The sequence below is a fragment of the Paraburkholderia sp. BCC1884 genome (assembly GCF_900996225.1).
GTDB lineage: Bacteria > Pseudomonadota > Gammaproteobacteria > Burkholderiales > Burkholderiaceae > Paraburkholderia.
The window spans coordinates 1-12,542 of record NZ_CAAJGL010000022.1 but is presented as its reverse complement, the minus strand read 5'-3'; the positions used below and the strand labels follow the sequence as shown (position 1 = coordinate 12,542).

Genomic DNA, 12,542 nt, shown 5'->3' with positions numbered 1-12,542 from the left:
TCCAAGTGTCTTGCGGTCCACGGCTCATCGAGAAACTTCAGCTGCACTCGTTCCCCCTACGTCGCCCGACTCCGCAACGCCCAATTAAACACCCGCCTGGCCCCCACAACCGGCCGCGTCAGCCGCTCAAACAAATGCGCGACAGCGCCATCGAGTTGCACCAGCGCAGGCGCCTTACCCGGATCCACATCGACACTCGTCATCACCGGCGCCCGCCGATCGAAAACCCCCAAAGCAGCCCCATCCCCCACACCGCTATACCGCGCAATCAAAGAATCCAGCCGCGCCACGATCGATTCCACATGAGCCGCATCCACCGTCGCCGCATTCAGTGCCGAATGCCCCGACACCTCACCGCCGCGCGCGGGATCGCTCAACACCCGCGCCCAATGCAAGCAACACAACAGCGAGCCCGTTGCCAACTCCACATCGGGATTCCACACCACGACGCGCTGCGTCTGCAGCGGCCTAAGCGCAATCCGCAGGTCGTGCCACATGCGATCGAGCTTACGCATCGCCACACCCGCCTCGGCGCTCGTTCGCCCGCCACTCGACGTAGCCAGCCGCACAACCTCACGCAACCCGCCCAGCACTGCGCCAAGCCGTGTCTCGACATGCCGGGTAGCCGCAAGCGGCATCATCAGCATCGCTACCGCAAACGAAACGAGGCATCCCACCAGCACCTCTTCGATCCGTATCTCGACTAGCGGCCCCATCGCAAAACCCAGCTCGCCATAAACGAGCCCGACGAGCACGGTGATAAAGAACACGCCCGGTGCATACGCACTCAGGATGAAATAAGCCCACCCAAATACGCAGAGCAGCATCGCGGCTACTAGCAGCACCGGCGAATCATGCAGCGGCGCAACCAGCAACACACTGACGAGTGCCCCAGCCAATGTCCCGACAAGTCGCTGCGCACCCCGATAGATCGTATCGGCGCGCGACCGCGTACCGAGAAACACGACAAACGTTGTAATTACCGCCCAGAACCATCGCTCGGGAGACAGCGAGTGGCCGATCAGCATCGCGAGAAACGCGGCAGTCGTGGCGCGCGTAGCGGGCAACCAGCAGAGTTTGTCGCGCAAACTGGCGATGCGTTGCGAGACAGACAACCCAGCGGCAACGCCATGGCTCGTCATAGCCGAAGAGGCGTGGTTCGCATCACGTCGATGGGCGATCGCCCTGAGCCGCGCAATCGCCTGACGCAGCACATCGGCGCCGGCGCCGTTGTCCACCGGTCCTGAAGCAAATGCGAACTGTCCCGCCGCGACTTCCACTTCGACAATGCGCTCGCGGATAGTCTCGGCATCGGGGGGATTCAGCAGCGCCAGTTGCTCTTCGAGCGAGAGGGCGGCTTCGTTCAACGCAGAGAGAGTCGCCGCGGCCGGCGCATGCAGCACGCGCGCCGCGCGCAGCGTCACGGTATGGATAGCCAGGCGGAAACTCGCCACCGCCCGGGTCGGCACGATCGCACGCCCGACCAGCGCGACCATCAACGGTGCAAACGCGGACAGCAGTAACGATTGCACGAGATGCGCCGTCGACGGATGCAGATACAGGCCTAGATAGAAGCACACTACGCCGAGCATCGCGCTGCCGAGCGCACGCGGACCGCACGCCTGGCAGAGCATGCCGACGAACATCACGACGAGAAAGCCCGCGTCGCCCGCGAGCGGGTAAGCGCTCAACACGCTCGCCACGGCAAAGCACGTACAAGCGCCGAAATAGAGGTAAAAAAGCGTCACGAACCACGCCGGCCTGCGCGCATCGCGCACGAACAGCGGCGCGACCATGGCGAACAGGATGCCAGGGGCGGCGAGCGTAATGGGTTGGTGATGCGAGACGGTCCACTCGATGCTGGCCACGCCGGTGAGCAGGCAGGCAAGCGCAACGCGCAGCGCGGTATGAAGTCGGACGAGTCCCGGGTCCACGGTTAGCAGACGGTCGGCGACGCGCGAAAACGCGGCAGCAATCATGATCGATGATATCCAGGCAAAATGGCCGCAACCGGCTTTTGGCCGAGTGCGACAGGGCGGGCCGTGGCCCGCCACCTTCGTATCGCGGACTGAGGCACCACGCCGGGATCACCGGCTGGAGGCCCCGCCCGACGACGGGCGATGACACCCGAACGGCATGCCAGGCGCGCCGCAAAGGGTGGCGCAGCGCTCTGGATGAATTCGGGTTTTCCCGGATGATACCGGGTCAAAATTACGCTCATCAAGTTTTTGCGGCGCTGCGGCAAAATCGCGACGCCGACGGCCTGCCGCCGTCCTTCAGTTGGCGTCGTGGAAAATCACCCCGAGCGTATGCCGCTGGCCGGACCGTAGACGGCTCACGCCGTGCCGCAAATTCACCCGGTAGGGGCCGCGCGTGCCTTGCACCGGCCGGTGATGCACGGCAAACACCGCCGCATCGCCCTTGCCGAGCGGCACGACTTCCGCGCGCGACTGCATCCGCGGACGTTGCTCCGTCATCACGATCTCGCCGCCGGTAAAGTCCGTGCCGGGCTCGGACAGCAGAATCGCGACCTGCAGCGGGAACACGTGTTCACCGTACAGATCCTGATGAAGACAGTTGTAGTCGTCCCTCGCGTATTGGAGGATCAAGGGCGTAGGGCGAGTCTGGCCGGCGGCGTGGCAGCGCTCGATAAACGCCGCGTGAGTGGGCGGATAGCGAACGTCGAGCCCCATTGCCTCATTCCAGCGATTCGCCACCGGCGTGAGATGAGGATAAAGGGCCGTACGCAATTCAGCGATCAGCGGCGGCAGCGGATAAGCGAAATACTGGTATTCGCCACGCCCAAAACCATGCCGCGCCATGACGACGCGGCTCCGATACAGCGCCTCTTGCGCATACAGCGCGCTCAGCGCGTCGCATTCCCGCGGGCTCAGCAGATCAGGCAGCATCGCGCAGCCGTAGCCGTTCAACTCTTCTTCGACATCGAACCAGTCGAGCGTATCGATTCGCTGCGTGAGCGGGCCGGTCGCGACACGCGGTGCTTTCGCCACCGTATTCATCAGTCTTCTCCATCAGGCGGGTATTGAACGATGGATCGAGTGTAGGCGTGTGCTTTCCGGCTCGCACTCCGACTCTTGCTCTCCCATTCCGCGTCTAGCCACAATGCCTCTCCAGCTTGGCATGCCACGCGTCTTAAGCAAAAGCAAAGACCCGCTTCGAAAATGCGAACTTCGCGGAATGTACCGGCGGGTTCATAGTGAGACCCTATCTAGTCCAATAAACGTATCCGGAGACTTTGCCCATGTCCGCGACCCTACAGAAGCTCGATGACTGGCTCGACAAGCAGTCGGTCAGCGAAGACGACATCACCGCGTTTCCGCTGACGGCCATGGCTGCCACACTCGACCGCGCGGAAAGCGGCGACACCGTGCCGCCGCTCTGGCACTGGCTGTACTTCCTGCCGGTTGCGCCGATGTCGGAGGTCGGCGCTGACGGTCATCCGAAACGCGGCGGCTTCCTGCCGCCGGTGCCGCTGCCGCGTCGCATGTGGGCCGGCGGACGGCTCACGTTTCATGCGCCGCTGAAGGTGGGCGAGCACGCCAAACGGACCTCGACGATCGCCAACATCGAAGACAAAACCGGCCGCTCGGGGCGCCTCGTGTTCGTCACGGTGCAACACACGATCGAAGCCGGCGGCGAACTGAAGCTCGAAGAGGAGCACGACATCGTCTATCGCGACGCGCCGGAGGAAGGCGCACGAGCGCCGCGAGCCGAGCCGGCTCCCGAAGGCGAAACATGGCGTCGCACGATCGATGCCGACGCCGTCATGCTGTTCCGCTATTCGGCGCTGACCTTCAACGGGCATCGCATTCATTACGATTACCCCTACGTCACGCAGGTCGAAGGCTATCCCGGTCTGATCGTCCATGGGCCGCTGATCGCGACCTTGCTGGTCGATCTGGTGCGTCGCGAGCAGCCCGACGCCACGCTGGAAAATTTTGCCTTCAAGGCGCTGCGTCCGACTTTCGCCGGCCAGCCCTTCACGGTATGCGGCAAACCGTCGGCCGATGGCAAGACCCTCGAGCTCTGGGCCAAAGACCACGAAGGCTATCTGACGATGCGCGCTACCGCTGCGCTCGCCTGACCTCCGACAGCATCTCAAGAGATTCGTTTATGCAAACCACGCAACAGGATTCTTTCCAGGACATTCGTGAAGCCGTCCGCGATTTGTGTCAGCAGTTTTCCGGCGAGTACTTCCGCAAGATCGATGAAGCGCGCGGCTATCCGGAAGAGTTCGTCGACGCACTCACCAAAGCCGGCTGGCTGGCGGCACTGATTCCGCAGGAGTTCGGCGGCTCGGGACTCGGGCTCACGGAAGCCTCGGTCATCATGGAAGAGATCAATCGCGCGGGCGGCAACTCGGGCGCCTGCCATGGCCAGATGTACAACATGGGCACCTTGCTGCGCCACGGCTCCGAAGAGCAGAAGCGCAGGTATCTGCCGAAGATCGCGAGCGGCGATTTGCGCCTGCAATCGATGGGCGTGACCGAGCCGTCCACCGGCACCGACACCACCAGGATCAAGACCACCGCCGAGCGGCGTGGCGACCGCTATGTGATCAACGGCCAGAAAGTATGGATCTCGCGCGTACAGCACTCCGATCTGATGATCCTGCTCGCGCGCACCACGCCGCTGTCGGACGTGAAAAAGAAATCCGAGGGCATGTCGATTTTCATCGTCGATCTGCGTGAAGCGATCGGCCACGGCATGACCGTGCAGCCGATTCTGAACATGGTCAATCACGAGACCAACGAACTGTTCTTCGACAACCTCGAAATCCCCGCCGAGAATCTGATCGGTGAAGAAGGGCAGGGCTTCAGATACATTCTCGACGGACTGAATGCGGAGCGCACGCTGATCGCCGCCGAATGTATCGGCGACGGTTACTGGTTCGTCGACAAGGTCACCGAGTACGCGAAGCAACGCGTGGTGTTCGGTCGTCCCATCGGCCAGAACCAGGGCGTGCAGTTTCCGATCGCGCGTTCGTTCATCAATGTCGAAGCCGCGAGCCTGATGCGTTTCGAAGCGGCGCGCCGGTTCGACGCACATCAACCGTGCGGCGCGCAGGCGAACATGGCGAAACTGCTCGCCGCCGATGCTTCCTGGGAAGCGGCCAACGCGTGTCTGCAATTTCACGGCGGTTTCGGCTTTGCGTGCGAGTACGACGTCGAGCGCAAATTCCGCGAGACGCGTCTTTACCAGGTCGCGCCGATTTCGACCAATCTGATTCTCTCGTACGTGGCCGAGCATATTCTCGGGCTGCCGCGTTCGTTCTGACTGGTGGACTGAAATACATATGAGACCACTCGACGGTATCAAGGTCGTCACACTCGAACACGCGATTGCCGCGCCGTTCTGCACGCGCCAGCTTGCCGATCTCGGTGCGCGGGTGATCAAGATCGAGCGGCCGGGCGTCGGCGATTTTGCGCGCGGCTACGACGAGCGTGTCCACGGATTGTCGTCGCATTTCGTCTGGACCAATCGCTCGAAGGAGAGTCTGGCGCTCGATCTGAAGCAACCTGCGGCTGCGGAGATTCTCCACGCGCTGGTGGCCGACGCCGACGTGCTGGTGCAAAACCTCGCGCCCGGTGCGGCGGAGCGGCTCGGGTTGGGTTACGACAGGCTGAGCGAGCAGTACCCGAAGCTGATCGTCTGCGATATTTCCGGCTATGGCGCAGACGGTCCGTATCGCGACAAGAAAGCGTACGACCTGCTGATCCAGAGCGAGTCGGGCTTTCTGTCGATTACCGGCTCGCCCGGCGCGCCCGCCAAAGCGGGTTGCTCGATCGCGGATATCGCGGCAGGCATGTACGCCTACTCGAACATTCTCAGCGCGCTGCTGTTGCGCGGGCGCACCGGGCGCGGCTGTCGCATCGACGTGTCGATGCTGGAGAGCATGGTGGAGTGGATGGGCTATCCGCTGTACTACGCAATCGACGGTCAACCGCAGCCCGCGCTGTCCGGCGCGGCACACGCCACGATTTATCCGTATGGTCCGTTCCCCGCCGGCGATGGCAAGACGGTGATGCTCGGTCTGCAAAACGAGCGCGAATGGAAGCTCTTCTGCGAACGCGTGCTGGAACAACCGGCGCTCGCCACCGATGAACGTTTCGCGTCGAACTCGAAACGCACATCGGCGCGCGAGTCGCTGCGCGAAGTGATCGTCGCGGCCTTCGCGACGCTGAGCGCGGCGCAAGTCATCGAGCGGCTCGACGGTGCCGGCATCGCCAACGCGCAAATGAACACGCTCGACGACGTATGGGCGCATCCGCAACTCAAGGCGCGCGAGCGCTGGCAGGAAGTCGGCACGTCGGCGGGCCCGGTGCCCGCGCTATTGCCGCCAGGTTTGCCGACCGACTTCGCTGCGCGCATGGACCCCGTGCCGGCACTTGGCGAGCATACCGACAGCATTTTGCGAGAACTCGGCTACGACAGCGCGCGCATCGACGCGCTGCGTGCCGCCGGCACGATCTGAAGCGTGCCTCCTTCCGGCGTGTGAGCGATGCCATGCCGGCGACCTGAACGACTCCGACGCGAGACTCCCATGAACGATCATCCCAGTCTGACGCTTGCCACCTTCGCCGCCGAACTCGAGTTCGACAGCATTCCGCAACCGGTGGTGGAGCGCACCGTCAACCTTTACGTCGATTGGCTCGGTTCCGCGTTAGCGGGCAAAGGCGCGCGGCCCGTCGAAACGATTGCGCGATTCGCGCGTCAGGCGAGCGGCGTGCCGCATGCGGGGCTCTGCGAGGTGTTGATCGACCGCAGTCGCACCACGCCGTATTTCGCGGCGATGATCAATGGCGCCGCCTCGCACTTTGCCGAGCAGGACGACGTGCACAACGGCTCGGTGTTTCATCCGGCGACGGTGGTGTTTCCGGTGGCGCTCGCGTTGGCGCAGGCGCGTCGTGCGTCGGGGCGCGACTTTATCGCGGCGGCCGTTGCGGGCTACGAAGTGGGTATCCGCATCGGCGAATTTTTGGGGCGCTCCCACTACAAGGTGTTTCACACCACGGGCACGGTCGGCACGGTCGCGGCGGCAGCGACCGCGGGGCGCCTGCTCGGTTTGTCGCCGACGCAGATGCTCGATGCGTTCGGCTCGGCGGGCACGCAAGCTAGCGGGCTGTGGGAATTTCTGCGCGACGCCGCCGACTCCAAGCAACTGCACACGGCCATGGCCGCCGCCAACGGGCTGATGTCCGCGCAGCTCGCCGCGGACGGTTTCAAGGGCGCGACGCACATTCTCGAAGGTGCGCAAGGGATGGCGGCGGGCATGTCGAGCGACGCCGATCCGGCGCGCCTCGTCGATCGTCTCGGCAGCCGCTGGGCGACGGCGGAGACGTCCTTCAAATATCACGCGGCATGCCGTCATACGCATCCCGCCGCCGATGCCTTGCTCGCGGTGGTGCAGGAGCACCGTCTCGCACCGCGCGATATCGCGCAGGTCGTCGCGCATGTGCATCAAGGCGCGATCGATGTGCTCGGTGCAGTGGTGACGCCGCGCACCGTGCATCAGGCGAAGTTCAACATGGGGACCGTGCTCGGACTCGTCGCGCATCACGGCTATGCGGGCGTGATGGAGTTCGAGCAGGGTTTCGATGCGGACGCGATCGCGGCCTTCCGCGACAAGGTCACGATGGCCTTCGACGCGGACGTGGACGCGGCCTACCCGGCGCGCTGGATCGGTAAGGTGACGGTGACGACCACCGATGGCCGTACCTTCCAGGGTCGCGTGGACGAGCCGAAGGGCGATCCGGGCAACACACTCTCGCGTGATGAAATCGCCACCAAGCTGCATCGCCTCGCGGCGTTCTCGGGTGCCGCGACCGAAGGCGAAGCGGCGCGTCTGCTCGGCAACGCATGGCAGGTCGCGAGCCAGACGCAGATCGGAACCGTGTTCGGCGCGCAGTCGAGCGTGCCATCCGACGCGGCGGTGGCGGCATGAGCGCCACGCTGCCACGTTCGTATCTGTTCGTGCCGGGCAACCGGTCCGAACGGTTCGAAAAGGCACATGCAGCAGGCGCGGACGCGGTGATCCTCGATCTCGAAGACGCCGTCCAGCCCGACGAAAAGCCCCTCGCGCGCGAGGCGGTGCTGAGCGCTGTATCCACCCATGCAGTTCGCCCTGCATGGGTGCGTATCAACAGTCCGGATACGACATGGTTCGGCGACGACGTCGCGGCGCTGGTCGGCATGGCGGGCGTCGCCGGCATCGTGCTGCCGAAAGCCGAGACGCGCGAGCAGATCGAAGCCGTGCTCGCGCAGGCGCATCCGTCGTTGAACGTGTTGCCGATCGTCGAAACGGCGCGTGGGTTCGCGAACCTCGCGGTGTTGTGCGCAGCGCCTCGTGTGCAGCGGATCGTATTCGGCACACTGGATTTCCAGATTGATCTCGGCATCGACGGCGATGCTGAGGAGCTGGATCTGTTCCGCTCGCAGATCGTGCTGGCGTCGAGGCTGGCGGGCCTTGGCGCGCCGGTGGACGGCGTGTCGACCAGCATCACGGATACCGAAGCGATCGAGGCCGACGCGCGCCGTGGGCGGCGCTTCGGCTTTGGCGGCAAGCTGTGCATTCACCCGAAGCAGATCGAGGCCGTGCATCGCGCGTATGCGTGGAGCGACGCGGATCGGACATGGGCGCAACGCGTGCTGACGGCGGTGGAGGCGAGCCGGGGCGCGGCTGTCGCCGTGGACGGCAAGATGGTCGACATGCCGGTGATTCTGAAGGCTCGGAGAATTCTGACGCCTCGTTAAGCGTAGCGAAACAGTGGCTTCCAATAATGCCAATTCCCTCGCCACGCCCGCTGTCGCACTCTAGGCATCACACGACACGGCGAGCTTGGGCCGTGTCATCCCAACCATGCAGCAGAGCCGTTGCCCTCGAAAAACGGCCATGCAGAACTGTTTTGCGTTCGCGGTCACGCCGCGCGCGGACTTTCAGGAGACACAATTTGGCAACCGTCAATTCCGGCGCACGGCTCGACCGCCTGCCTATCAGCCGTTTTCACTGGAACATCCTGGGCCTGATCGGCGCGGGTGCTTTCCTCGACGCATTCGACATCTATCTCGCCAATGGCGCGCTGGCGGCGATGATCAAGAGCGGCTTCACCGATCTGCGGCTCGGCTCGTTCTTCATCTCCGCGACCTTCATGGGCATGATGATCGGCGCGGGCCTGTCCGGTTATCTCGGCGACCGCTTCGGCCGTCGCTATTCGTATCAGGCCAATCTCGCGATCTTCGGCGTCGCGTCGATCGCCGCGTGTTTTGCGCCCAACATCTACTGGCTGATTCTGCTGCGCTTCATCATGGGCGTGGGGCTCGGCGCGGAACTGGTGGTCGCGGCCGGCACGTTGTGCGAATTCGTGCCGCCCGCCACACGGGGACGCTGGACGGCGTTGCTCGCGTTGATCATCAATTCCGGTTTGCTCGGCGCGACCGCGATTGGCTACTGGGTGATCCCGCATCTCGGCTGGCGCTACATGTTCGCGATTGCCGGTATCGGCGCGCTGATCGTGTGGTTCCTGCGGCATCGCATGCCGGAATCGCCGCGCTGGCTGGAGACGGTGGGACGGCTCGAAGAGGCCGAGGCGACCGTGTCGGCGATCGAGCGGCAAGTCGAGGCTCGCGTCGGCAAGTTGCCGCCGGTGGCGCGCGTGATGAGTCACGAAGTACCGGCTGCACCGCTGTCGGCGTTGTTCGCGCGCGGCATGATCGGCCGCACGCTGGTGGCGGCGCTGACCTGCATGGCGATCAATATGTCGCTGTACGGGTTCGTTGCGTGGTTGCCGACTTTCTTCGTCAAGGAAGGTTTGACGATCGTGCAGTCGCTTGGCTTCGTGTTGCTGATGTCGTTCGGCGCGCCGGCCGGCGCCGTGGTGGGCTACCTGGTGACGGACCGGCTTGGACGCCGCAATGGCATCGTGCTGTTCTCGCTGGTGACGATCGTGCTCGGTTTCGTGTACGTGCAGATGCGCGCGCCGGCGGCGATTTCTCTGGTGGGCTTCGCGCTCGTCACGGCGATTTATACGGTGTGCACGCTCGGCCTGTTCGGCTATATCCCGGAGTTGTTTCCGACTGCGCACCGGTTGCGCGGCACGGGGATCGCGGGAACGTGTGGACGCGCCGCGTCCATGTCGACGCCGTATGTCGCGTTGCTGCTGTACACGCGATTCGGCGTGACGGGCGTATTGACCATGGTCGGCGGGGTGCTGCTGTTGCTTAGCATCGCGATCCTCGCGCTTCGGATCGAGACGAGTCAACAGACGCTGGAAGACATCTCACCCGATGCGGAGTTGGAGCCGCAGCAGGAGTTGGTCGGACGATCGGTTTAATCGACGGCGGATGCTTCGGAAGCGCGCAAGCTCGTGCAGCGCGTGCCCCATTTTTGGGCGTGCGTGAGCGCAGCGAGTGGTCGGCTCGTTGCGCTCAGCTTGCCTGTTTGAGCGTTGGTGTTCGCGTTCAGCAAACGGCCGGCGCCGCCGCGCCGTTTTCGCATTCGGCCAGCAGCGAGAGCAGCTTGTCGAGGGCGAACGGCTTTCTGAGGAAGCCCTTGACGGGCAGCGCGGGCGCTTCGCCGCTGCCGCTCGTCAGAATGACCGGGACCGACGCGAGTGCGCTGGTTGCCTGCATCGATTCGATCAACTCGGCCCCGTCCATATTGGGCATGCGCCAGTCGCACACCACTGCGCTGACGCGCGTGCGCTGCAGACGTTCGAAGGCTTCGGCGCCGTCCGCTGCGGTGGCAACGGTGTAACCACGGCCGACTAACACAGCGCGCAGCGCGGACAATGCCTCGGGTTGGTCGTCGACCAGTAAAACGCGACTCATGATGCTTATGCCTGAAAAAATCGGTTGAGATGGCGGTGGGATGTTGGCTCTGCCATCTTTGACAGGGTCGGCGCGCCGGACGGCGGCACCGCTTTGGTCTGTCGAGCCGTTTTCTAAAGCAAGGGTCGTGCCATTGTCGGCGTGGCGATCGTTTGGGAGCGATTTTGAAGCGGCGTTGAGCGCAATTGGCGGCTAGCCGTGCACAGGAAGCGGGGCGCGCTGAACGATGGCGCTCAAAGTGCGTGCGCGCGTGATGACGAGATGTCGTGGCGGGACCATTGCCAGTGCTTCCGCGCGGTAAGCCGTTCAATCGTTACAGGTAAGCGCAGGTTGCCATGTTTGATTTTTGTAGCGAGCGTGGCGCTCGGCGATGATCCGTCAGGCGCGGCAAGATGGCCGCGCCCCAATGCGTGACTCAAGCCACTGTGCTAACCAGTTCCGGCACAGCGTCGAACAGATCGCCCACCAGACCATAATCGGCGACGCTGAAAATCGGCGCTTCCGGGTCCTTGTTGATCGCGACGATGACTTTCGAGTCCTTCATCCCGGCCAGATGCTGGATCGCACCCGAGATGCCGACCGCCACATACAGTTGCGGCGCGACGATCTTGCCGGTCTGGCCGACCTGATAGTCGTTGGGGACGAAGCCCGCATCGACGGCGGCTCGCGAGGCGCCGAGCGCTGCGTTCAGCTTGTCGGCCAGCGGTTCGAGCACCTTGGTGTAGTTCTCGCCATTGCCCAGACCACGGCCACCCGAAACGATGATCTTCGCCGACGTCAGTTCCGGACGATCCAGCTTCGTCACTTCACGGCTGACGAACTGCGCGATGCCTGCATCGGCGGCGGCTTCGATCTTCCCGACCGCTGCGCTGCCACCCTCGGCTGCAACCGGGTCGAATCCGGTCGAGCGAACCGTGATGACCTTGATCGGGTCCTGCGACTGAACCGTTGCGATCGCGTTACCGGCATAGATCGGACGCTCGAACGTGTCGGCGGAATCCACGGCGGTGATGTCGCTGATCTGCGCGACGTCGAGTTTTGCGGCGATACGCGGGGCGATGTTCTTGCCGTAGGCGGTCGCCGGCGCGAAGATGTGCGTGTAGTTCTTCGCGATGTTCAGCACCGTCGCTTCGACGTTTTCCGCGAGGCCGGCTTCGAGTTGCGGTGCGTCGGCGAGCAGCACTTTGCTGACGCCCGCGATCTTCGCTGCCGCATCCGCCGCAGCCTGTGCGTTGTGACCCGCGACCAGCACGTGAATATCACCACCGATCTTCTGCGCCGCTGCAATCGTGTTCAGCGTCGCGGCCTTGATCGACTGATTGTCGTGTTCTGCAATTACCAGATTCGTCATTTGCTCTGTCTCCGCGTGTTACTTAAAGCACCTTGGCTTCGGTCTTCAGCTTCCCGACCAGCGTCTTCACATCCGGCACCTTCACACCGGCGGCGCGCCTGGGCGGCTCGACGACTTTCAGCGTCTTCAGGCGCGGCGACACGTCAACGCCGAGGTCTTCCGGCTTGATCGTTTCCATCGGCTTTTTCTTCGCCTTCATGATGTTCGGCAGCGTCACGTAGCGCGGCTCGTTCAGGCGCAGATCGGTCGTCACCACAGCGGGCAGCGTCAGCGACAGCGTTTCAGCGCCGCCATCCACTTCGCGCGACACCGTCGCCTTACCGTCGGCCACCACGACTTTCGA

Annotated in this window: 11 protein-coding genes; 6 read left to right on the top strand and 5 right to left on the bottom strand. The window is 63.8% G+C overall.

From position 1 onward, the window contains the following. Nucleotides 1-56: 56 nt before the first annotated feature. Both FQ705_RS01210 and FQ705_RS01205 read right to left on the bottom strand, forming a co-directional pair. The gene (locus tag FQ705_RS01210; protein ID WP_144137650.1) at nucleotides 57-1,979 is read right to left on the bottom strand and encodes an FUSC family protein; all 1,923 of its coding nucleotides are present in this window, start codon (nucleotides 1,977-1,979) and stop codon (nucleotides 57-59) included. A 297-nt stretch (nucleotides 1,980-2,276) separates the two neighbouring features. Beyond that, nucleotides 2,277-3,020, bottom strand: a complete 744-nt coding sequence (locus FQ705_RS01205; RefSeq protein WP_144137649.1) for a 2OG-Fe(II) oxygenase — start codon at nucleotides 3,018-3,020, stop codon at nucleotides 2,277-2,279. Nucleotides 3,021-3,262: 242 nt separating this feature from the next. Here FQ705_RS01205 and FQ705_RS01200 point away from each other — a divergent pair, with 242 nt between their 5' ends. The 6 genes from FQ705_RS01200 to FQ705_RS01175 all read left to right on the top strand — a co-directional run bounded on the left by FQ705_RS01200 (nucleotide 3,263) and on the right by FQ705_RS01175 (nucleotide 10,352). Continuing rightward, nucleotides 3,263-4,105 carry a MaoC family dehydratase N-terminal domain-containing protein gene (locus FQ705_RS01200; RefSeq protein WP_144137648.1) on the top strand — a complete coding sequence of 281 codons (843 nt, stop codon included), beginning with the start codon at nucleotides 3,263-3,265 and terminating at the stop codon, nucleotides 4,103-4,105. A 29-nt stretch (nucleotides 4,106-4,134) separates the two neighbouring features. After that, a complete protein-coding gene (locus FQ705_RS01195) occupies nucleotides 4,135-5,298 on the top strand; it encodes an acyl-CoA dehydrogenase family protein (protein ID WP_144137647.1) in 1,164 nt (387 codons plus the stop codon). A gap of 19 nt (nucleotides 5,299-5,317) precedes the next feature. Beyond that, nucleotides 5,318-6,496 (top strand): CaiB/BaiF CoA transferase family protein, encoded by a 1,179-nt coding sequence (locus FQ705_RS01190; protein WP_144137646.1) that lies wholly within the window; start codon nucleotides 5,318-5,320, stop codon nucleotides 6,494-6,496. Between the two features lie 69 nt (nucleotides 6,497-6,565). Beyond that, nucleotides 6,566-7,966, top strand: a complete 1,401-nt coding sequence (locus tag FQ705_RS01185) for an MmgE/PrpD family protein (protein WP_144137645.1) — start codon at nucleotides 6,566-6,568, stop codon at nucleotides 7,964-7,966. Then, on the top strand, nucleotides 7,963-8,775 hold the full coding sequence (locus FQ705_RS01180) for an HpcH/HpaI aldolase/citrate lyase family protein (protein ID WP_144137644.1): 813 nt from the start codon (nucleotides 7,963-7,965) through the stop codon (nucleotides 8,773-8,775). The genes FQ705_RS01185 and FQ705_RS01180 overlap by 4 nt, the downstream gene beginning before the upstream one ends. A gap of 197 nt (nucleotides 8,776-8,972) precedes the next feature. Then, complete coding sequence (locus tag FQ705_RS01175; RefSeq protein ID WP_144137643.1) at nucleotides 8,973-10,352, top strand: MFS transporter; 1,380 nt, start codon at nucleotides 8,973-8,975, stop codon at nucleotides 10,350-10,352. 127 nt (nucleotides 10,353-10,479) lie between these two features. Here the strand turns inward: FQ705_RS01175 and FQ705_RS01170 are convergent, their stop codons facing one another. The 3 genes from FQ705_RS01170 to FQ705_RS01160 form a co-directional block, all read right to left on the bottom strand. Continuing rightward, entirely contained in the window at nucleotides 10,480-10,848 is a 369-nt protein-coding gene (locus tag FQ705_RS01170) for a response regulator (protein ID WP_144137642.1), read from the bottom strand. Between the two features lie 415 nt (nucleotides 10,849-11,263). After that, on the bottom strand, nucleotides 11,264-12,199 hold the full coding sequence (locus FQ705_RS01165) for an electron transfer flavoprotein subunit alpha/FixB family protein (RefSeq protein WP_144137641.1): 936 nt from the start codon (nucleotides 12,197-12,199) through the stop codon (nucleotides 11,264-11,266). Nucleotides 12,200-12,221: 22 nt separating this feature from the next. After that, nucleotides 12,222-12,542, bottom strand: a 321-nt coding sequence (locus FQ705_RS01160; RefSeq protein WP_409934666.1) for an electron transfer flavoprotein subunit beta/FixA family protein, incomplete at its 5' end; no start/stop codon positions are given.

What these genes read in the sequence shown, in the direction of transcription:
- FQ705_RS01210 (WP_144137650.1), bottom strand. Translation starts at nt 1,979, where the DNA reads ATGATTGCTGCCGCGTTTTCGCGCGTCGCCGACCGTCTGCTAACCGTG.
- FQ705_RS01205 (WP_144137649.1), bottom strand. Translation starts at nt 3,020, where the DNA reads ATGAATACGGTGGCGAAAGCACCGCGTGTCGCGACCGGCCCGCTCACG.
- FQ705_RS01200 (WP_144137648.1), top strand. Translation starts at nt 3,263, where the DNA reads ATGTCCGCGACCCTACAGAAGCTCGATGACTGGCTCGACAAGCAGTCG.
- FQ705_RS01195 (WP_144137647.1), top strand. Translation starts at nt 4,135, where the DNA reads ATGCAAACCACGCAACAGGATTCTTTCCAGGACATTCGTGAAGCCGTC.
- FQ705_RS01190 (WP_144137646.1), top strand. Translation starts at nt 5,318, where the DNA reads ATGAGACCACTCGACGGTATCAAGGTCGTCACACTCGAACACGCGATT.
- FQ705_RS01185 (WP_144137645.1), top strand. Translation starts at nt 6,566, where the DNA reads ATGAACGATCATCCCAGTCTGACGCTTGCCACCTTCGCCGCCGAACTC.
- FQ705_RS01180 (WP_144137644.1), top strand. Translation starts at nt 7,963, where the DNA reads ATGAGCGCCACGCTGCCACGTTCGTATCTGTTCGTGCCGGGCAACCGG.
- FQ705_RS01170 (WP_144137642.1), bottom strand. Translation starts at nt 10,848, where the DNA reads ATGAGTCGCGTTTTACTGGTCGACGACCAACCCGAGGCATTGTCCGCG.
- FQ705_RS01165 (WP_144137641.1), bottom strand. Translation starts at nt 12,199, where the DNA reads ATGACGAATCTGGTAATTGCAGAACACGACAATCAGTCGATCAAGGCC.